Raw genomic sequence first — 21,312 nt, forward strand, 5'->3', positions numbered from 1 at the left:
GGCCCAACATGGCGCTGCACATGCCGCTGTTCCTGACCGACGAGGAGGGCCGTTTCGCGATCGGTTGCAGCGAGACGATCCTGGTGACCGATGGAGGGGCGGAGGTCCTGAGCAACGGCGATCGCGACCTTCGATTCCTCTGATCTAGCTATTTCAACACAATTCCAGATAAGACGATGTCATGGTGGTCGGCTTGTAAGGAAATCGTACGAGACGGATTTTGAAACCTGTTTTGACCTAACTGAAAGTAAAAATTTTCGAGGAATAATCTGCATACATTTCAATACTGGGAGCACTGGCTGCAGTGCCTGATGGGGTCATTGGCGGAGAAATAATTGTCGCCTTCGTCAATCCGCCGGCCAAGCTGCACACTGTGGCAACGATTAATCCACCACGTTTTATAGATAATGGAACCTTGTCAATGAGCCAAAAACCGCACCTTACGTTTGACCTCGACGAGCCTGGCGTGAACAAGGGTTATCTTGTAGTCCCAACGGGCACGGACAGGGAAGCTCTTCCGCTTCCAGTTCTAAGCCTTAATAAAGGGGAGGGGCCGCGCCTCCTTATTACCGCCGGTATCCATGGCGATGAATTCGAAGGACCAATTGTCGCGCTTCGGCTCATTGACTGGCTAATTGAAGCGCAAACGTGCGGGAGAGTTCTCATTGCGCCGATGCTCAATCCGACAGCTTTGGAAGCGTGGAGTCGCAGGTCGCCAGTAGATAGGTTGGACCTGAATCGTGTGTTTCCCGGCCGGCCGAACGGGTCAATATCCGAACGCACTGCGAGTGCAGTGTCGGAGTTGCTGTTACCAACGGTTGACATGGTTTTTGATCTGCACAGCTTCGGACCCAAGTTTGATTGTCCCCCCGCAGCCACAACGCACCCTATTGGCGACGCCGATCTCATGCGAAAGACGCTTAACATGGCAGCGGCCTTCAAGTTTCCAGTGACACTGGCCTGGGATGGACCAACGCAAGGAATGTTCGATACCTTGGTTCAAAGCCAAGGCAAGGTATTCGTTTGTGCTGAGCTCGGCAGTGGAACCGTGAGCGCCGACGCTCTTGCGGTCGCCGAAGCTGGGGTACGCAACGCAATTATCGAGCTTGGGCTCGTAGAAGGAAAGACAGAGTATCCGACGCCCCGTCAAATGAAGACTAACCTGACACTCGAGTCGCTCACGTCGGACCAACTGACATCGCCGGCACGAGGCATCTTCGAACCTCGTTGTTCGGTGTTGGACGAGCTGAGTGAAGGAGATCTTGTAGGACTCCTGCATCCGTTGGATCCGTGGTCATCAAAGGCCATTGAAATTCGAGCGCCTACCACATCGATCGTCTGTTCATTAAGGACCGGAATGCAGGTCGACGTCAACGATGGCTTAGTGTACCTCGCGCGGCCGCTCAATCTCTGAATCTAAGGGGCATCGATATTTCGCCTCAACAACGACATACCGAGTGTGCGTACTTGTCAAGTAGCGCCCACGCGGCCGCCGGACACCCGACCACATTATGCTGCCCATGATGATCCTGCCTCTGGTCAGCGTCATCTCTGATGGCGGCCGCCCGCAGCATGGGCGACGCCTTTTTGCCGCCTTCTCGCGTTTTCTTCCCGCTCAGCCTGCCGGGCGTGCGCGGCGGTTCCCTGTGGTGTTTGTGATCTGCCTCGGCTTTTACATCACGCCGGCCCCTCGGCGGGTTGGGAGACGCCATGCTGTCGACCTTCATGGCGTCGCAGTCCAGACCTCCTGTAAGTTTGCGCGCGTCGCCCTCGGCCGTCACCGCTTCTGGCGGTCGCCGTTGTCGTGCTTTCCATTCTCGGGGCTAGACCTTTCCGGTAGGCAGGGCCGCACGGCGCAACCAGCGCGGAAGTTGGCTGACCCGGCTGCCTTGGTAGTGTGCTGAGAGTTCTGCAAATTCGCTGAGAGAGGGCGGTCATGGCAGGCTGATGATTGTTCACGTCACCGATTCCCGCGAAGGAACGCCGCCATGACCAAGACTGAAGATAAATCCGCCGGCCGTCAAAGACATTCTGCTTTCGAACCCGGATACGGATGGATTGCACGAGGTGATCCGCGCTGTGATGCAGGAGGTGCTCGAGGCCGAGATGGACGAGGCGCTGGGTGCTGCGAAGAACCAGCGCACGCCGGAGCGTCTCGGCTATCGCTCTGGCTATTAGTCTAGGGCCGCACCCTTGTCACGCGGGTCGGCAAGCTTGAGCTGCGGGTTCCGCAGGATCGGGCGGGCCGCTTCTCCACCGAATTGTTTGAGCGCTAGTATCGAAAAACTAGGTTCGGGTCTGCGGATATCCGTCGACGTTCCCGCTGGGGCGCGGCAATCAAGTGAGAGCGCAGCGTCAATCAAGATGAGAATGCCGCCGGCGGCGTTCCCTTTCGGAGCGTTGTCTGGCGATCGCGGCCGACCGGGTACGCCAGTGGTTTGTCGGATTGGAGGAATCACTTAGTGCCCGGCCGCCACGTAACCGATCACCAGATGAGGCTTCATGAAGTTCCGGCAGACCCATACGACGGCCGTCGCGGCGGCGAAGGCGTCGATCGGCACGGCACGGCCTATCGCATCGAGAAGGATTCGAGGCTGCCCTCGCAGAGGAAGGTTCCGCGACAACGCCGCCGCCCGATCCGCTCGCCCGACAATTTTGACGCCGAGATCGTGCCGCTGCTGTGGGCTGCGCCGGGAATCCGGCCGGTCGCAATCTTCGAGGAGACGCTGCGGCGTCATCCCGAGCTGGGCAACGCCATTCGCCAGCGTCGCGTCCGATCCCGGCGCGCTGTCCGATGGCGAGGAACAGGAAGTCATCTTCCGGCAAACGCACGAGCCGGCCGCCTCGGCCTGTCGGATTTCACCGATCATGAGCAGCACCGGCCTCACCATCGCCGGACAGCCGCTCGATCACCGTCTCTATCATTCGCGGCTCGCCTATTCCGGCTTGCAGCCGTGATGGCAGGCGTTGACGCACTGGTTTTTCCGAAGACGGATTCGGCAGAGTGGGTTTTAGAGATCGCGAATGCGGTTTCGGAACTCGAACGCGAAAGAAATCTTCCGCCGGGAGGCCCCGGTCCTTGCCCAGATCGGATCTGAACAGTTCACCAGTCCGACTATCGCACGATTCATCCTCCGAATCCATTCAAGGAAAATGAATCACGGCCGCAGCCCAAGGGCGAGCGCCTGTTTCAACATCCTGCTAGGTCGAGCCGGGTTCAAATCCTTATTTCTCGTCCTCCGCTTGAAATGACTTATTCCGCCGCACGAGATCTTGCCTGCCGCAGTTGTTGCGTGGCGTCGAGATCGATGACGATGCCCGCTTCACTCTTCGTGAGGACTACGGCGTAGTCGCGCCGCGCACCTTCTATGCTGATCTTGCCGAGACGACAGTCTTCCAGCACGCGCTCCGGCTCCCGTTCGGATGCTGGGCCGTACCCACCCCCCGATGGCATCACGTGGCAGAACAGGTCGTTTTTCTTCATTGGTACCGGCTCCTTAAGGAGCACCGGCAGCACGATGGCATTGTCGCCCGAGATCAGACGGTTCATCGACGGCTTGCCTTCGCAGCCCCCAAAGAGGCCATGCGGCGGATAGGCACGCTTATCGGAACGGATATTCAAGGTCGCTGAGCTCGCAAGGAGCCGATAATCGCGCCGGATGGCGAGCCCACCCCTACGGCGTCCCGGACCCCCTGTGTCGGGGACGAAGCCGTATTGCTCGATGCGGATAGGATAGGTCTGCTCGATCATCTCAACCGGCACGTTCGACTGGTTGGCGCCGATATGTGGGCCACCGTCCAGCCCGTCATTCGCTAGGCTGGCTCCCCAGGTTCCCATAACCGTTTCACAGAAGACGAACTGGTTGCCCCCATGCAGGCCCGCAATGGTAGGCAAAGTCGAGCCGCCGGATCCGTCGGCCGTTACCCGGTCGGGAGCAGCCTGCGAAAGCGCGCCGAAGAGGCAGTCGATCATTCTGTAGCCGGTAATGCCGCGCGCGCCGCAGGGGGCTGGCGATACGGGACGGACCACGGTGCCTTCCGGAGCCCTGACCTCGATGATCTCGGTGAACCCGTGGCAGTTGGGAACGTCCGCCTTCATCACGGATCGTAGGGCTGCGTAGGCACAGGCCTTGGTGAAGGGGAAAGTGGCGTTTACGCCGCCGGCGACCTGAGGCGAGGACCCGTCCCAGTCTATCACAACCCGGCTGCCCTTAATCTCGACCTGAACCTTGAGAAGGATCGGCTCAGGATTCTCGCCGATCCCGTCAATATGGTCGGTGAAGTGATAGACGCCGTCGGGAAGATCGCCGATCTCAGCTTCTGCCAGCTCACGTGCGTAGTCGTTCAGATCCTCTATCGCCTGCAGAACCGTATCGGCGCCATAGCGATCGAAGAGACGCACCATTGCCCGCGCACCCGTCGCTCCGGCGGCCATCTGTGCCTGAAGATCGCCCAGGACGAGATCGGGCGTACGCACGTTGATCGCTATCATATCCCACAGAGTGGCGTTGCGGCGCCCTCGATCCACAAGCTTGAGGACAGGGATGCGCAGGCCCTCCTGAAATATTTCGTGAGCGCCGAGAGCGTTAGAGCCCGCCACGATGCCGCCGACGTCCGAATGGTGCGCCAGTGTCGTCGCCCAGCCACGCAGGACATTCTCGTAAAAAATAGGGCGGACGATATAGATGTCGGGAAGGTGCTGGCCCGCTGCCGCGTACGGGTCGTTCATGATCAGCACGTCGTCCGGATGGATGTCGTCGCCGATTTTCCACAGCATCGTCTGTAGCGCATCATAGAAGCTGCCTAGATGCATGGGCGTGCACACGCCTTGAGCGATTGTACGCCCGGTCGCATCGCAGAGGGCCGTCGAGAAATCCAATGAGTCGCGAACGATCTGGGAGTAAGCGGTACGAACGATCGTAAGCGTCATCTCATCGGCGATCGTGTCGAACGCGTTCTTGAATATCTCGAGCAAAAACGGGTCTGTCTTGCGGTTTCGCATCACGCGACTCCTCGTTGCAGATCGACGACCAGGTTGTCAAATTCGTCTCGGAAGACGGAAGCGTCTGGCGGCACAACCGTCGTCCCTTCATATTCTTCCACGATAACCGGCCCGGCCTGCCTCTCCCGCGTGACTTCCGCGCGTCCCACGACAGCCGTCTCAATGAAGCCGTACCTCTTTCCGAACCACACCGGCCTTGAAGTGGTCTCGCTTGGCTTGAGTGCGTGCCGTAGGCGAGCAGGCACGACATGGTCCGGGTCGGATGCCCTGAGACGCAACGCGACGATCTCGACTGCGTTGTGCTCATCGAAACGGTGACCAAACCGTCGCTCATGCTCGGCGTCGAAGCGGGCGCGCAGCTCGCTGCGCGCCTCGGTGGATAGGTGCCCATCATCGAGATCAATAATCAGCTCGAATGCCTGCCCAAGGTAGCGCATCTCTACCTGGCGCATGCACCTGGCCTTCCCGGAAACACCCAGAAGGCGCTCCGCCTCACGCTGGAGCTGAACGTAAGCCTGTTCAGCTGCCGTATAATCGAGCTCGTCCAGTCGTGCGACGAAGGCTGATGCGACAGCTACTGACTTTTCGGCCAGAAGCAGACCCACGGCACTGAAAACGCCCGCTGCTGCAGGAACATATATGCGGCCGATCTCCAAGCTTCGCGCAATGGACGCCCCATGCACGCCGCCATTGCCTCCAAAAGCGAACATGGCGAAATCGCGCGGATTGCGCCCGCGATAGGTCGTCACCGCCTTGATGGCCCGCACCATCGTCGCATTCGCAACCTCATGCACGCCGTATGCGGCTTCATGCACGGACATTCCGAGCGGGGAGGCGATCGTCCTCTCAAGAGATGCGCGCGACAAGCCGGCATCGATCCTTACTGTTCCGCCGGCCAGAGACTGCTGATTCAAGAAGCCGAGCACGATATTCGCATCCGTAACGGTCGGCTCCTCACCGCCCAGCCCGTATGCGGCCGGACCCGGCGCCGCGCCGGCGCTGTCAGGGCCGACTTTGATAGCCCCTGCCCGGTCCAGCCGCACGATGGAGCCGCCACCAGCGCCAACCTCAGCGATGTCGATGACCGGAAGCTTGAGCGCGTATCCGCCGCCGCCGGCGATCGCACCCGCGGTGCTCATCGAAGCGCCGATCTCGTAGTTTTCGGCGAAGATGACATCGCCATCCTCGATCAGGGAACCTTTCGCGGTGGTGCCGCCCATGTCGAACGTTATGGCGTTAAGGATACGCAGAAGGCGGGCCAGATGGGCGGCGCCGACGACACCCGCCGCCGGCCCGCATTCCACGATCTGGGCCGGCTTGTCCTTCACCGCATCGGAGGAGATCGAGCCTCCGGAGGACTGCATGACTGATATGCGGGCGTTGCAACCGGCCGCAGCGAGATCGGCTTCCATCCCTTCCAGGTAGCGCTTAACCGGAGGGCCGACATAGGCGTTTACCACCGTCGTGCTGGTACGTTCGTATTCACGAATCTGCGGGAGCACGTCGACCGAAAGGGTTACGAAGCAGCCGGGGAGCAATTTCCGGAGGAGCGCGCCGGCGCGGCGTTCGTGGTCGGGAAAGCGATAGGAGTGCAGGAAGCAGACGGCGACAGCCTCCGCCCCCGACCTGGCGATGACCTCGGCGGCCTTGCACACATCATCCTCAACCAGCGGCACAACGACGCTGCCATCGGCTCCGACGCGCTCACGAACTTCAAGCCTCAGGTCGCGCGCCGCCAAAGGAAGAGGTTTGACGTAGAGCGGCTCGTAGAGCTTAGGCACACGGATGCGCCGCAATTCAAGCACATCACGAAATCCCGCCGTTGTGAGCAGCGCGACGCGGGCACCCTTGCCCTCCAGAATCGCGTTTGTAGCGACGGTGCATCCGTGCGCCATTTCGGCCATCGTCTCGATCCGAAGATCTCGGGCCGATGCGAGGGCTTTCGCACCTTCGATCACTCCGCTGGCATAATTCTGGGGTGTCGATGGCACCTTAATCGTACTTAGCAGCCCGTCCTCGGCTATAAAGGCAATATCGGTGAATGTACCACCAATGTCGGACGCCAAACGCCAGCCTTTCATCGAACCCTCCCTGCTCCACCAATTTGACGAAACATAGAAAGGAGCGCCCCATAGATGCAAATCGCAATTTACGCTGGAGATCAATAAAGTAATTTTATCGAGTCCGATGAGCCGCGTGCCTTCAAGAACTCTATGGCACGTTCGGTGAGCGTCTCGGGGACATGCGTGTCCGGCCCCTGCGGGTAGCAGACCGTGAAGCGGACATCGGTGAGCTTGAATTCGGTATCGACGACGACAAGGCTGCCGGTAGCGACTTCCTCCTCGATAGAGCCGAGAGGCACCGCGCCTATCCCCAAGCCCTTGCGAACCATCAAAATGGTTGTCTGAAGCGAGTTGATCGGGTTCAGCCTGGGCGCAATATCGGCTTTGCGAAGATCGCGCAGCAGATCCTGGTGTGGCCTAGTCATCCGCTCGAAGGTGAAGATGTCCATGCGGTCGATTTCGGCCGGTGTTAGCTTCCTGCCGTGCAGGCCGAGCGACGGTGCGGCTGCGAATACCATGGGACAGTCACAGAGCAGATGGTTGATCATCTGCGGATTGGAGATGGGACCCACAATGAACCCGATATCGATTTGTCGGGCAAGCAATTCGTCGCGCAGTCGATAGGATGGACCGATGTGAAGCTCGAACTCGGCATCCGGATTTGCCGCGCGCAAGGCCGCAAGGAAGGGCGGGATCCAGATGACTGCCATCGTGTCTGAAGCCCCGATACGCACGATTCCACGCAGCTCGCCTTTGCCGTAGCGTTTGAGGGCCTTGGCTTGGATTTCCAGTAGCTTCTCGGCGCTGCGAAGAAAGCTGCGGCCCTGCGGAGTGAGCGCAACCCGATGGCCCGAGCGATCGAAAAGACTGACGCCCAGCCGATCTTCGAGCGCCGCGATACGCGCTGAAATGGTTGGCTGTGTTGTGTTCAGTTGCTCCGCAGCCTTGGCAAAGGTCCCGAGCACCGCTACAAGATAGAAGCTTTTGATCTGGTCAAAGGTCATGCAGCTTTATCGGTCGGCGTCGGCGGTTCTGCAAGCGCCTTGGCGAGCCGGCCAGCCCCGTGATGGCACGCGGACCCTCGCGTGGGACTGATGATGCCGGTGGCAAACGACTACTACTCGGACCTAAACGACGAAAGGCGCCACTTCGATCTCGCCGACGCCTGCGCCGGCTACAGTGATCAGCTGGAGCTGCAAGCTGTTTCCCTCCTTGTCTTCCCGAATTCCGTCGCCGTTAGTACGCCGATATCCAACGGCATCGAAGCTGCCCGCGCACGCATTGAGCAAAAAATCAGAATGTTGGAGGAGCACATTCTCGGGTTCGCCACACAGGGATCCGTGCCGCCGTGATGACCGTACCCGGCATTGGCGTCTTGACGGCCAATCCGCTTCGTCACCGCGGTGGATGATTTAGCGCGCTTTGTTCGCTCATCGGGTGTTGGCGCCCATTTCGGCCTGACGCCGAGACGGTATCAATCGGGAAGTCGATCGTGACGGGTCGGTGTCAAAATGCGACGACACGCTCACAGGCACCTATCTATCTCTTCGAGCTGCGGGCACTCTGTTGGCACGGGTCGCCAGATGGTCTGCACTGAAAGCGTGGGCGCGCGTCTGGCGCGCCGGATTGGCAGCAAGAAAGCCCGAGTGGCCGTCGCCTGCAGAGTACCCATCCGGTGAAGTCCGCAGACGTGCGTATCTGGTGACCGTGAGGACCTGAGCACCGGAGTGCTGGGGTCAAGCTTTCGATGAGGAGACCCGATGATATTCTTCGAGGAGGAGTTTGACCTCCTCGATGCCTTCATCGGTGAAGGCCAAGATCCCGTCGTCATCGTTGGTGCCGTACACCCAGATGACGCCGTCCTCCGGCTCGAGACCGAGGGTCAGTTCGTGGATGAGCGCTTCGCTGACGCCGAGGTCGCTGGCGACACGGCCGACGGTGTAGACGTGATGCACCTTATTGCGCTGCATGATCAGGCGGCAGCTGGTTGGGTCCGCAGTTTTGCGGACCTCCAATTCCACGGCAGCAGATCATCGATCCGATGGGCCGGATAGGCGGGCAGTCGGGCGAGGACGTCGGCGAGCCAGGCCTGCGGGTCGATATCGTTCATCTTGGCGCTGACGATCAGGCTGTAGAGAACGGCAGCGCGCTGTCCGCCGCGATCGGAACCGCAGAACAGCCAGGACTTTCTGCCGAGAGCGATGCCGCGCAGGGCTCGCTCGGCTGCACTGTTCGATAGGCAGATCCGCCCATCGTCGAGGAACCGGGTGAAGGATGACCAGCGGCGCAGCATGTAGTTGAAGGCCTTGCTCAGGTCGTGTCCGCGCGAGAGCTTTGTCGCGCGTCTCGATCATCCAGCGCTCGAGCTCGGTGAGCAGCGGCGCGCTCCGCTCCTGGCGCACGGCGTGGCGTTGGGCTGGCGACAGGCCGTTGATCGCGCGTTCGATATCGAACAGGGCATCGATGCGCTTCACGGCTTCGACCGCCAGTGGATAGACCAGGTTGGGCTTCTCGCTGCGCGCCTTCTTGCGCGCCGCCGCTTCGATATCGGCCAGCTCGAACATTTTGCGCCGGCTGTGGGCCCAGCAGCTGGCTTCCATAACAGGCGCCGGCTGACGACCCGTCGCATAGAGATCGCCATAACCGCCAAAGGCATCGGCCTGCAGAATGCCGCTCCAGCCGGCGAGATGCGCCGCGGGATGTTCGCCTCGACGATCGCGGGAATAATAGAATACCGCCGCCGGCGGATCGGCGCCGCCGAACGGTCGGTCATCGCGCACATAGGTCCATAAACGGCCGGTATCGGTCTTGCCCTTGGCCAGGACCGGCACCGTTGTGTCGTCGCCGTGCAGACGTGAAGCGGCCAGCACATGGGCTTCGAGCTGCTTGAACAGCGGCATCAGCGCCGCGGCGCCGGCCCCGACCTGGTCGGCGAGCGTCGACAGGCTGAGCGGCACGCCTTCGCGCGCATAGCGTTCAGCCTGGCGGTTGAGCGGCTGATGCTGGCCGAACTTCTCGAACAGGATCATCGCCAGCAGGCCGGGACCGGCCCAGCCACGCGGGGTGGCGTGGAACGGCGCCGGAGCCCGGCTGATCGCCTCGGAGTCGCGGCAGGTGAACTTCTCCCGCACGTGCTGGATCACCTTCCATTGCCGCGGCACCACCTCCAGCGTCTCGGTGATATCCTCACCCAACTTGCGTAGCCGATGACCGCCGCAGCAGTGACAAGCAGTCGGCGCGGGCTCGACCATGCGTTCGCGCGGCAGATGCTCGGGAAATGGCTGGCGCGCGGGTCGCTTGCGCACATAAGGCGCCACCTCGGTGGTCCGGGCCGCAGCCTGTTCGGCGGCGATCTCGTCTTCCGTCGCGGTGCTCTGGAGTTCCTCGAAGATGAGTTCCATCTGGTCGTGCAGGCGGGCTGAGCGTTCAGAACTCTGACCATGCAGCGCCCGCTGCAGCTTCCGGATCGTCAGATCCTGATGTGCGATCAGCGCTGCATCATCCGATGCCTTGGCTCTGGCGACCGCCAGTTCGGCCTCGACCAGCGCAGCGCGCGCGGCCTTGTCTTCGGCTCTGGCCAGCGCCGCGATCAGCGCCGCTCTCAGCGCGCCAATATCGTCCGGCACAGCACCCTGGGCGGTGGCAACCATGCCTTGGAGTGAATCATAAAACGAGTCCGCTGACTCGCGGAAAATGGCGCAAACTCAAAGAAAAACTCAGCCCGCGCGCTGCGGTCGGAACGTGTGACGCGGGTTGCGCCAATCGATCCCGTCGAGCATGTAGGCAAGCTGCGCCCGTGATATCGAAACCGTGCCGTCCGCCGGCGACGCCCATAGAAACCGGCCCTTCTCGAGCCGTTTAGCATACAGCGACATGCCGAGCCCATCATGCCAGATAATCTTGATCAGGTTGCCGCTGCGGCCGCGGAAGACATAAAGATCGCCGGCATGCGGATCCCGGCCCAACGTCTCCTGAACTTGTAGAGCGAGACCCTGCATTCCGCGACGCATATCGGTCTGGCCGACTGCCAACCAGATACGCACCTGGCTCGGAACCGGGATCATGAAACCCCTAGCGCCTTCACCATCGCCGCCGCCAGTGTTGGCGGCGTGGTCAGCGGAATCCGCAGCCGCACCTTGCCGGCGACCTCCAGCTCGATCACCGCTGGGGATGCCGCCGGCCGCGAAACGGCGACAGGCTCATCGGGAGCCACGACAACTTCGGCAAAGCCCGTCTCGCGGGCTCTCACCGTGCGGCGCCACTTGTAGATCAGGCTGGTCGCGACATCGTACTGACGCGCCACCGCCGCCACTGTGGCCCCAGGCGCGAATGCCGCGGCCAGTATCCGGCACTGATCCGCTTCACTCCAACGGCGCCGCCGCTCCGGCCCGGTCAATAACGTCACATGGCTCATGTTGTGCTGCTAACCACGCTCGTAAGGACGACCTTAAGAGCGCAGCCTCGCTACCGTGCCATCTTCTCGCAAGGCGGCCTCCGCCGGAGGCGTACCCTGCAGACTGGCTGTGATCATGCATCGGATCTGGATCGACGTCAGCGAATTCCGCTGGTCGAAGGAGGAGGCGACCGCGATCACCAGCTAAGCATTAAGCAAGATCCGCCCTTTCGGCGGTGAATGTCCCTGCCGGGATGATGGCGTCGTGATCTCGTGGATGGGGAGGCAGCCCTAACTTAAGGTACTACTGCGTCGATTACATTGAGGCACCCACGTCTTGAACGCTAAATGCGGCGACCCAGTGTTAACCGCGAAGAGAACCACAGAGCCGGCAGGAACATGGATACGCCGACAGGAGCTTGCAATCAGCTCCACGATCAGAGAACCCCATCTAAATCCTAGATACCTGCGATATTGATTCTGTTCTTGCATTCCGTCTTTGCCCGCGACCATCATCTTCAACGCAAACGAAGGGAACCGCTGCATCACGCCAAGACATGGCCTAGGCTATGCGCGTTCGGTTTGAAATTGCGGTGCACTAGAATTTAAAGGGAGGACAGAATGAACGAGTGGCAGCTCAACCGCCGTGCCATGATGAAGGCTATGCTTGCGGGATCAACCGCGCCTTGGATCATGCACTCAAACGCGTTTGCCTCGTCGTGTGGTGATCATATCGTGCGCTTCGGCACAATGGGCACCCCGGACACGATGAACCCTTTTGCGAGTTATGGTTCCTTCTGGCCCCTGGTTTTCTCCTATGACTGCTTGGTGGGTATGGACGCGCAGCGCCACGAGGATCGGAAGGGGTTTGCGAAGGAGTGGTCCGTCGCTGACGACAAGCTCACCTGGACCTTTAAGATCTGGCCTGGCATGAAGTGGTCGGATGGTCAGCCTGCGACGGCCAGGGACGCTGCGTTCACCTATAATTATCTACGCGACTCCATTGGCAAGCCCGACGAACTAAATCGGGGTCTCAACAACACCGACGGCATGGACCAAATCGATCTCATAGAGGCTGTTGATGATGAGACTTTGCAAATAGTAACGAAGGCTCCTACGCGCTGGCCAATTGACAACTACCTTCTAATTGTCCCCGAGCACATTTGGAAGGATATCAGCTACGCCGATGCTCGCGGCACTTTCCGCAATAATCCCCCGCTGGTGGGAACTGGACCTATGATCGTTGCGGAGTTTAAACAAGGTCAGTTTGATCGCCTCACGCCAAATCCTTATTTCCGTACAGGACAGCCAAAAACTGCCGGCATGATATTGCAATACGTCACGACAATCGATTCAGTCGCGCAGGGTTTGAAGAGCGGCGACCTCGATTACGGCAGCGGTCTCACGGCCGCCCAATGGGCCGACCTCTCAAAGGATCCCAACATAAAGGTCGGTGAATCGCGCGTTGAGCAGCGTAATTATTTGGCCTTTAACACTCTCTCGGAGAAGGGGGCAGGCAGCACCAAGGCCCTGCAGGACCCGGCTTTTCGCGACGCGATCGGCTATGCGATCGACCAGAAGGCCATCGTCGACCGAGCTTACCGCGGGCACGCGGACCCTGGCGTGGGACTGGTAATGCCGGTGGCGGCCGATTACTATTCGGACCTAAACGACATCAGGCGCCACTTCGATTTCGCCGAGGCAGGCCGCCGACTCGATGCCGCCGGCTATCGCGACAAGAATGGAGACGGCGTCCGGGAGGACAAGGAGGGCAACAGCTTCCAGCTCGATCTGATTACCGGAAAGTTCTCGGGTGTCCTCGAGATGCCGATTGCGGTCGTGCAGCTTATCGCTGGCTGGCTGCAACAAGTCGGCATACCTTTATCGGTTACCCAACTCGACTCCGGCGCGCTCACTGCCCGCACGGCGGCGCCGGCGGATGGCGGCGGAGGCTGGGATTTGCTCGTAGCCAGCAACTGGCCATCTCCCACACCTCACGACCTGCTTAGGATGGGGAGCAGCAAGGCCATCGGCAACCCAAACATGTCATACTGGACCGATGACAACTTCGAAAAGCTCTTGTCCGAGGTCGACAGTACCGTCGACCCTAAGAAGAGCCAGGAACTGGTCGATGAGGCGGCGCGCCTCATTTATCGCGAAGCACCCTATATCATGCTATGCTATCCCCTCGTGCTCGACGCCCATCGCACAGATTGTTTCGAGGGCTGGGGGACACAGGACATGGTGTCGATGTGGACCTATTTTCCGTTCGATCGCTTGAGGTCAATCTGACATGGCTGCCAATGGTGGCCGGACCACGCGGCACATTGGGCATGCCCTTCTCAGAGCAGCCGTAACGCTTTCGATGGTAGTAATTCTGAACTTCATTTTATTCAGAGTCATTCCGGGCGACCCCGCTAAATTGCTATTGGGCGGGGCACGAGTTTCTGTGACCGCTGAGCAGTTGGAAGCGCAGCGGAAGAGTTGGGGCCTTGAGCGGCCGCTGGTGCCGGACCAGCTTGTCGACTACGTGTCAGCAACGCTTCATGGCGACCTCGGTTATAGTTTCAAGTTCAGGGGCAGGCGGGTCGCAGGCCTGCTCTTGGAGCGGCTGCCGGCCACTATTGCACTGGTCGGCATCGCTCAGCTCATCGCAATCGTTGTGGGGGTCACGCTCGGCATGTATGCGGGCTGGCGCAGGGGAGGAGTCGTCGATCATATCACGACGGGTGCCTCTCTCGCCCTCTATTCAACGCCATCGTTCTGGGTCGGCATGCTTCTGGTGGTCATCTTTAGCACGGCATTGGGCTGGCTACCTGGCTACGGTGGATATTCTCCGGGCGCGCTTAAGGGTTCTCTTGACTTATTGTTAGATTATCTGCGGCATCTCGTACTTCCCGTGTCCGCAGTGGCTCTTGGTCTGATCGGGCAATACGTTGTGGTTTCTCGTGCTGCTATGAGCGATGTTGTCGCCGAGGACTACATGGTAACTGCCCGGGCTAAGGGGCTGACTGACCTCCAAATGTTGATGCGTCACGCCTTTCGCAATGCAATGCTACCAGTCATGACCTTGGTGACGCTAAATCTTGGTTATGTAGTGGCGGGTGCTATTACCGTCGAATCTGTATTCGCATGGCCAGGCATAGGCAACTTAACTGTTGAGGCACTCAACGCGAGAGACTATCCAGTTCTGCAAGGGATATTCCTATTGCTTGGTGTGTCGATCGTTGTCGCGAACCTCGTCGCTGATCTTACTTACGGTCTTCTCGATCCAAGAGTTAGGCAATGAGTGAAAATACTGTTCAATATTCTAAGCGCAGCCGAGAGCGGGCTATCAAAGACTTTCTGCGTCAATTTCTTGGTCATGGCGGGGCTCAGCTGGGTATAGTATGCCTTATCTTCTTTTTTGTGCTGGCAGCGGTGCCGAATATTCTGGTGGGACCTCTGCAGACTGCGATCAATGCAACCGGCGACTTCCTCGCACCACCATCAAGCCAGCATCTGCTGGGGACGGATGAGGTGGGGCGAGACGTGCTCAATCTGGTCGTCCATGGTGCCCGGATATCACTCACGATCGCGCTGCTGGCGACTGTAATCAGCCTCATCGTCGGCACCACGGTCGGAATGACCTCGGGCTACTTTGGTGGCTGGGTGGATGTCTGGCTGATGCGCATCACAGATTTCTTTTTTGTTATGCCTTCATTCGTGCTCGCGCTGGTCATCACGCCTGTGGTCCTTGAGGTGATGGGGCGCGGTGGAGACATCCTTGGCTTCCGCCCTTCTCTTTTTGTGATCATTGTTGTCATCGGCATGACCAGCTGGGCGTTCGTTGCTCGTATCGTTCGCAGCCAGACACTCTCGCTTAAGGAGCGAACATTCGTTGATCGTGCCCGGGTGGTGGGAAGCAGCGATTTCAGCATCATGGTACAGCACATCCTGCCCAATCTCGTGCCGCAAATTGCAGCCAATGGCGCCTTGGTCGTCTCCGGCGCAATCTATATCGAGACTTCACTCTCGTTCCTTGGGCTTGGCGATCCCTTGCAGCCTTCATGGGGCACGTTGCTATCGCTCGCTCAGCGCGCCGGCGCCGCCAGTGCTGGAGCCTGGTGGTATCTTGGCGCCCCCGGGCTGTGCGCGCTTACGGTTGCGCTTAGCTTCGTCCTGATTGGCAATGCCCTCGACGATACGTTCAATCCACGCCGGAGGGTGATCCCATGACAGAACCCTCCCGGAGCACGGCGTTGCTTCTGAACGTCGACGGGCTCTCTGTTGACTACAAGCTCAAGGGCCTTTCATCGCGTGCAATCGATGGCGTAAGCTTTGCGCTTCGAGCCGGAGAGGCCGTTGCCCTCGTCGGTGAATCGGGCAGTGGAAAGACCACGACCGCAATGGCGATTGCGGGTCTGCTATCGCCCAACGCGCGGGTAAGCGAGGGCGAGGTACGCTATCGCGGAGAGCGACTGCCTATCAATGACGATGTCGCCATGCGGCCACACCGCTGGAGCGAGACGTCCGTCGTCTTTCAGGGCGCGATGAATGCGCTCAATCCCGTTCACCGCATCACCAAGCAGATCGCCGAGCCATGCATCCTGCGGCTCGGTTTGTCGCGCAGCGAGGCCACCGTGCGGGCAAGGGAGCTGCTCGAACTGGTCGGCATTCCGGCGGACCGCGGTGCAGCCTATCCTCACGAACTGTCGGGTGGGATGCGTCAAAGGGTGATGATTGCGATGGCACTCGCATGTCGCCCCTCGATTGTCATCGGCGACGAGCCCACCACGGCGCTCGATGTCATTACACAGGCTCAGATTCTCAAGCTCTTTGGGGACTTGCGATCGAAGCTTAACCTTGCCCTGATTTTGATTACCCACGACCTTTCTGTTGTTGCCGAGACTTGTGATCGCGTGATGATTATGTACGCTGGCCGCATCGTCGAGGATGGCACTGTCGCCGATGTCTTCGCGCAACCCAAGCATCCCTATACCCAGCTGCTGATCGAATCGATACCAAACCCAGCAAACGGCAAACGGATGATCCGGCCTATCCCCGGTGATCCTCCCAACTTGGTGAATCGACCCTCAGGCTGCGCCTTCCATTCACGTTGCCCGTCTGCAATGACGGTATGCGCGACCGAAGTCCCCAGCCTCGACGAAGTCCGGCGGGGCCGCGTCGCCTGTCACCTTCACCGGCCCTTGACGCAAGAGGACAAGGTCGCAATTCATGCCTGACACTGCCGACATCCTGCGTCTGGAAAGCCTGCAGGTCCACTTCCCGATCCGTGGCGGATTCTTCGACCGTGTTCTGGGCCGACCTGCCGGTGCAGTGCGTGCGGTGGACGGGATCGACTTGAACGTCGGACAGGGTGAAATCGTTGCCCTGGTCGGGGAATCGGGGAGCGGCAAGACGACAGTGGGCCGCGTCATCACCAAACTTGCTCAGCCGACAGGCGGCAGGTTGCTGTTCGAAGGCCGAGACATGACGTCGGAGCGAGGCTCCTCGACCCTGCGTCCTTACCGGCGTCGCGTGCAGATGATCTTCCAGGACGCCTATCAGGCGCTCAATCCGCGACACACCGTATTCGATATCGTGGCGGAGCCGTTGCGCTCCCTGCGGTTGGTCGAGAACCATTCCCAACTTACGGAGAGGGTCAGCGAAGCGCTTGCGGCAGCCGGGCTTAATCCTTCCGGCGATTTCTTTCCCCGCTTCCCGCACGAACTGTCCGGCGGGCAGCGACAGCGGGTCGTGATTGCCGGAGCGCTTGCCGTGAAGCCGGAACTCATCGTCGCCGATGAACCTGTGTCGATGCTCGATGTCTCGATACGCGCACAGATTCTTCAGGTCCTGGTGGATTTGCGTGACAAACACCACATGGCGCTGCTGTTCATCACCCACGACCTGCCGCTCGCGTGGTTGATCGCCGACCGGATTGCGGTGTTGTATCTTGGGCGACTGGTGGAAATCGGCACAGCGGATCAGATCACGTTCAACCCCCGCCATCCGTATACCGTCGCGCTGCGCAACGCCACGCCGCAGATTCGCGGCGACGCAGATCGCAGCAAGCTACCGGCCCTGCAGGGCGAGGTTCCAAGTGCCGCACGCGTGCCGAAGGGCTGTCGTTTCCATCCGCGCTGCCCGCTTGCCTTCGACCGCTGCAAGGAGGAGGAGCCGCCGGCCCTCGAAGTGGGACCACAGCATATGTCCGCGTGTTGGCTGACAAAGTGAAGGTCAGCCAATGCCGGTCAGTAAGGGCTCAGTGGTTGATACTCCAACCCCGTGCAAATCATCGACTGGTATGCTGTTTATGGGCGGGCTCCAGGCGGCGGTTGCGGGCGTTTGTCGCCTTGCTGGGTCGTTGCCGAGCCCATCGTCCCCCAAATACCTCCTCGAACTTCGCCCGCTTGTCGATCATCTCGTAGCTTCTCTTCCGAGAGACTTGATCTCTGGAGGAGGACATGCGGATGAAGATCCCACTGCGCATTCAACTGGATTTGTTCGCGCCCGCTGCGCCACCAACCGACATGTCCGACCGACGATCGGCTGAAGCGAGTGGCTCTGTTGCAATCGCTACTCATCGAAGCGGCGTCCGTGCCAGCCGACGGACAGTCGATCCGCGAACCTGAAGGAGGCGGGCAATGAGCAAGATCACCGCTGAGCACCTTTGCCGACCATCGTCTACATCCGGCAGTTGACAAGCTGCCAAGTCATGAACAACCGCGAAATCCAGCGGCGCCAATACGGCCTGGTCGAGCGAACTCGCCAGTTGGGCACAAGCTGCTGCTCGAGATAGTGCGGAGGCACTGGCCGTCAATCGGTCCGTTGAGAACACAGAGCCAGTCAGTTGCGTAAGGCGCCAACGTTTAACCTTCGCTCGCGGCCATGCGCGGTTCACAGGCGCTTGCTTTTCGGCCCCCACCTCGAGCGTACAACTGGCCATAACTTCGATTCGACGCGATCGACGTTGCCTGGCCGTGCACCGCACCGGCCTGTCCCCGCCGCCGGCGAGCATTGAGCATCTGGATTCGCGATAGCTGATAGCTTAATTCTATGCTTGTCAATTCCGGCATAAGCTTGAAGGTCTAATCAATAGCAAAGCAAGCGAGCTGCAGGGCCATCATCTAGGTAGCTGAAACGGTCGCCCGCGTGTTTATGACTATGTAACAGCGGATTTTTTGCAGTTCATGTTATTAATGATGGCTGAGAATAGCATGCACGTCGCTATTGTAAGCAAGTTCTGCGTCGTGCTGAACGCTATGCTGTCAAAATCGGAAAGAGAAAAACAATGAGGCATCTCATGGGTCATGATTTCTTGAGCGGTTTGCTCGCTAGTCGGGCGGGGGGCATTAGTGAAGAAACTATATTTTTGAGGGCTGCCGCGGCAATCCTTACTTTTGCTTCCACGTGAGGGAAGTGTGATGGGAGACAAACGCCTACAGCCGCCGCTTCCCCATTCCGAGCCGCGGATCAGGGTGCTTCATGACGACGTAACAATAGACCGGTATCGATGGCTTCAACACCGGGAGAATCCCGATGTCCGCGCTTATCTGGAAGCCGAGAACAGCTATGCGGAGCAAGCGACAGCTCACCTGAAGGGGCTCAAGGCGGAACTCATCGCCGAGATCGAAGGTCGTCAGACCTGCGAGGGCGTCGCCGCACCAGCGTTCCAGGTTGGACCTTTCGAGTACTTCCAAAGTCACGAGCGGGGCTTGTGTCATCCCGCATGGTGGCGCCGGCCGGTGACCGGAGGCTCGGCCGAGCTTGTTCTCGATCCGAACGCGATTGCTGGGGCCGAGGTCTTCTATCAGCTCGGTGTGTTCGAGCCGAGCGACGATGGGCGTTACGTGGCGTTCAGCTTTGATCTCATCGGCGACGAGCGCTACGAGTTGAGAGTGCGGGACATGGCCGCCGGCCGTGACATATGGCGCGACTCGGGTCGCGCCCGGCGCGTTGTCTGGGCCGCCGACAATCACACGCTCTTTCTTACACGGGAGCGGAGTGATCGGCGGCATGTCGATCAGATTGTCCGCTTGGACGTAGACGTCGGAAACTTCGAGGTGGTGTTCGAGGAGGCCAATGAGCGACTGGCGGTGCTGGTTCGGCGTTCTGATAGCGGCGCCTGGTTGTTCCTCGACGTAGTTACGACCTATTCCTTCAGCGTTCAGCAAGGCGCTGTAGAGGTGTGGTGTCTTCCGTCCGACGAGCCGCAGGGCAAGTGGCGCCGGATCGTGAAGCGTGAACTTGGGCACGAGATCTATGCCGAGCACTGGGGCGACAGGTTCCTGTTTCGGGTGGACGATGCTGGACCGTACTGGCGGCTCGTGTGTGCGCCGATTGACGACCCGTCGCCATCGCGCTGGGAAGAAGTCATACCACATCGGAACGGCGTGACCCTCGAGGAGGTCCACGTGCTCGAACAGCATCTGGTTGTCCTGGAACGAGAAGGTCTTCGTCCTCGCCTGATCTCGCGTAACGGAAGCGGGCGGGTTGGGGCCACGATCGTTCCCGACCAGCCGAGCTGCACTCTAATGGTCGGCCTGTCGGCAGGGGGGCACTGTTCGGTCGCACGGCATCCGTTCCGAAGCTCGAAGTTGACCTACTCGGTTAGCTCGTTTGTGACGCCGGACACCGTCATCGAGCATGATCTTGTCGACGACCGATCGGCAGTCCTGTACCAGGCCCGAATTCCGGGATATGACGCGGCTCAATATGTGGCGACGGTGGTCATGGCGGAGGCGGAAGACGGGGTGCAGGTCCCGATCTCCTTGGTCGCGCGGCGCGATCGAACAAGCCCGGGGCCGGTACTATTGAATGTGTACGGCTGTTACGGAATACCGAGATGGCCCTCGTTCTTCTCGTGGCCCTCATCCATAACAAAGCGCTTGAGCCTGCTCGATCGCGGAGTTGCTTTCGGCATCGTGCACGTACGAGGGGGCGGTGAGCTCGGACGTCCATGGCACGAGGCGGCTACCCGCGATCAAAAGCGCATTACCCACACAGACTTGATCGCCGCTGCAGAGGGGCTCGTTCAGCGGGGGATTGCCATCCGCGACGGCATCGTCATTGAGGGAAAGAGCGGTGGCGGGGGTACCGTGCTTGCCACGGCCGGCTTGCGGCCCGACTTGTTCCGCGCCGTGCTCGCCGAGGTTCCAGTCGCCGACATCCTAGATACCGAACTGGACTTCACGATGCCGTACGCGCTACATGAAACGGCGGAGTACGGAGATCCCCACATCGCCCACGAGTATCGGTACCTGCGCAGCTACGACCCGTACTACAACCTCAGCGCTGATCGCCCACTTCCGCCGACGTACATCGACGCCGCGCTCGACGACGGCCAGGTGCTCTATTACCAGCCCGCTCGCTACGTGGCGCAGCGTCGGTCCTGCGCGGCCGATCGCGATCCCGAGCTTGTCTTCCGCATGCGGATGGTGGGCGGCCACAGCGGCGCTTCACATGGGCCTGGTGTAGCCGAGGAAACAGCATTTCGCATTGCCTGGACGCTCGACCAGCTCCGACGAACAAGCAGCTGAACTGATGCTGTCACAAGTCCTCACGGATTGTGGTCAGACGGAAAGTTTGTCGTCGCCTATGATTATGTGGGCGCTCGGGCGGCCGACAAGTTAAGCAGCCGATTTGTGGACCCGCCTTCGTCCAGCTCTCGGCGCTTGCGTCGGCAATTTCGGGACAGGGACAACCGGCAGCCGAGCCTGAAGTGTACCTCGCATAAATCACCTTGGCTCGTCTGCGGGGCCGGGCCGGGTCCACGCCGCCGCAAAGCCCGCCGGGGCGTGGAGGGCGTAATTGCTGCCGTTGCTCTTTTGAACGAAAGATGTCATCGACGGCAGACGCGAGAGACTTTC

The 21,312-nt window shown here is 60.0% G+C and carries 15 protein-coding genes and 2 pseudogenes; 10 read left to right on the forward strand and 7 right to left on the reverse strand.

The window, feature by feature from the left end; translation table 11 throughout:
- Window positions 1-304 precede the first annotated feature (304 nt).
- The 3 genes and pseudogenes from EN852_RS03500 to EN852_RS42145 form a co-directional block, all read left to right on the forward strand.
- Window positions 305-1,414, forward strand: a complete 1,110-nt coding sequence (locus tag EN852_RS03500; protein ID WP_245460084.1) for a succinylglutamate desuccinylase/aspartoacylase family protein — start codon at window positions 305-307, stop codon at window positions 1,412-1,414.
- Window positions 1,415-1,988: 574 nt separating this feature from the next.
- A pseudogene (locus tag EN852_RS03510) lies at window positions 1,989-2,273 on the forward strand (transposase); the annotation flags it as partial.
- 219 nt (window positions 2,274-2,492) lie between these two features.
- A pseudogene (locus EN852_RS42145) lies at window positions 2,493-2,981 on the forward strand (IS21 family transposase); the annotation flags it as partial.
- A gap of 272 nt (window positions 2,982-3,253) precedes the next feature.
- Here EN852_RS42145 and EN852_RS03520 read toward each other — a convergent pair.
- The 3 genes from EN852_RS03520 to EN852_RS03530 all read right to left on the reverse strand — a co-directional run bounded on the left by EN852_RS03520 (window position 3,254) and on the right by EN852_RS03530 (window position 8,069).
- On the reverse strand, window positions 3,254-5,002 hold the full coding sequence (locus EN852_RS03520; protein ID WP_126101850.1) for a hydantoinase B/oxoprolinase family protein: 1,749 nt from the start codon (window positions 5,000-5,002) through the stop codon (window positions 3,254-3,256).
- Window positions 5,002-7,083: a hydantoinase/oxoprolinase family protein gene (locus tag EN852_RS03525; RefSeq protein ID WP_127878311.1), complete on the reverse strand. Its 2,082-nt coding sequence runs from the start codon at window positions 7,081-7,083 to the stop codon at window positions 5,002-5,004. Before EN852_RS03525 ends, EN852_RS03520 begins: the two co-directional genes overlap by 1 nt.
- A gap of 80 nt (window positions 7,084-7,163) precedes the next feature.
- The gene (locus tag EN852_RS03530) at window positions 7,164-8,069 is read right to left on the reverse strand and encodes a LysR family transcriptional regulator (protein ID WP_126101848.1); all 906 of its coding nucleotides are present in this window, start codon (window positions 8,067-8,069) and stop codon (window positions 7,164-7,166) included.
- An 81-nt stretch (window positions 8,070-8,150) separates the two neighbouring features.
- On the opposite strand from EN852_RS03530, the gene EN852_RS40740 reads away from it, so the two are divergent.
- Window positions 8,151-8,417: a hypothetical protein gene (locus EN852_RS40740; RefSeq protein ID WP_167498733.1), complete on the forward strand. Its 267-nt coding sequence runs from the start codon at window positions 8,151-8,153 to the stop codon at window positions 8,415-8,417.
- Between the two features lie 384 nt (window positions 8,418-8,801).
- Here the strand turns inward: EN852_RS40740 and EN852_RS03545 are convergent, their stop codons facing one another.
- The 4 genes from EN852_RS03545 to EN852_RS03560 all read right to left on the reverse strand — a co-directional run bounded on the left by EN852_RS03545 (window position 8,802) and on the right by EN852_RS03560 (window position 11,479).
- Window positions 8,802-9,035, reverse strand: coding sequence for a hypothetical protein (locus EN852_RS03545; protein WP_126101846.1), 234 nt, complete (start codon window positions 9,033-9,035; stop codon window positions 8,802-8,804).
- 2 nt (window positions 9,036-9,037) lie between these two features.
- A protein-coding gene (locus tag EN852_RS03550; RefSeq protein WP_126101845.1) for an IS66 family transposase occupies window positions 9,038-10,715 on the reverse strand; the annotation gives its coding sequence in 2 pieces (ribosomal slippage) (window positions 9,038-9,400 and window positions 9,402-10,715; 1,677 coding nt in all).
- 66 nt (window positions 10,716-10,781) lie between these two features.
- Window positions 10,782-11,129: an IS66 family insertion sequence element accessory protein TnpB gene (gene tnpB / locus EN852_RS03555; RefSeq protein WP_126101844.1), complete on the reverse strand. Its 348-nt coding sequence runs from the start codon at window positions 11,127-11,129 to the stop codon at window positions 10,782-10,784.
- On the reverse strand, window positions 11,126-11,479 hold the full coding sequence (locus EN852_RS03560) for a transposase (RefSeq protein WP_126101843.1): 354 nt from the start codon (window positions 11,477-11,479) through the stop codon (window positions 11,126-11,128). The genes tnpB and EN852_RS03560 overlap by 4 nt, the downstream gene beginning before the upstream one ends.
- A gap of 600 nt (window positions 11,480-12,079) precedes the next feature.
- On the opposite strand from EN852_RS03560, the gene EN852_RS03565 reads away from it, so the two are divergent.
- The 6 genes from EN852_RS03565 to EN852_RS03595 all read left to right on the forward strand — a co-directional run bounded on the left by EN852_RS03565 (window position 12,080) and on the right by EN852_RS03595 (window position 20,982).
- The gene (locus tag EN852_RS03565) at window positions 12,080-13,750 is read left to right on the forward strand and encodes an ABC transporter substrate-binding protein (RefSeq protein ID WP_126101842.1); all 1,671 of its coding nucleotides are present in this window, start codon (window positions 12,080-12,082) and stop codon (window positions 13,748-13,750) included.
- Between the two features lies 1 nt (window position 13,751).
- On the forward strand, window positions 13,752-14,747 hold the full coding sequence (locus EN852_RS03570; protein ID WP_126101841.1) for an ABC transporter permease: 996 nt from the start codon (window positions 13,752-13,754) through the stop codon (window positions 14,745-14,747).
- Window positions 14,744-15,676, forward strand: a complete 933-nt coding sequence (locus EN852_RS03575) for an ABC transporter permease (protein WP_126101840.1) — start codon at window positions 14,744-14,746, stop codon at window positions 15,674-15,676. Before EN852_RS03570 ends, EN852_RS03575 begins: the two co-directional genes overlap by 4 nt.
- Window positions 15,673-16,683, forward strand: coding sequence for an ABC transporter ATP-binding protein (locus tag EN852_RS03580; RefSeq protein WP_126101839.1), 1,011 nt, complete (start codon window positions 15,673-15,675; stop codon window positions 16,681-16,683). The genes EN852_RS03575 and EN852_RS03580 overlap by 4 nt, the downstream gene beginning before the upstream one ends.
- Complete coding sequence (locus tag EN852_RS03585; protein ID WP_126101838.1) at window positions 16,676-17,677, forward strand: ABC transporter ATP-binding protein; 1,002 nt, start codon at window positions 16,676-16,678, stop codon at window positions 17,675-17,677. The genes EN852_RS03580 and EN852_RS03585 overlap by 8 nt, the downstream gene beginning before the upstream one ends.
- Window positions 17,678-18,867: 1,190 nt before the next feature.
- On the forward strand, window positions 18,868-20,982 hold the full coding sequence (locus EN852_RS03595; RefSeq protein WP_126101837.1) for a S9 family peptidase: 2,115 nt from the start codon (window positions 18,868-18,870) through the stop codon (window positions 20,980-20,982).
- Window positions 20,983-21,312: the final 330 nt, after the last annotated feature.

Source organism: Mesorhizobium sp. M2E.F.Ca.ET.209.01.1.1 (assembly GCF_004010375.2).
Taxonomy (GTDB): domain Bacteria; phylum Pseudomonadota; class Alphaproteobacteria; order Rhizobiales; family Rhizobiaceae; genus Mesorhizobium.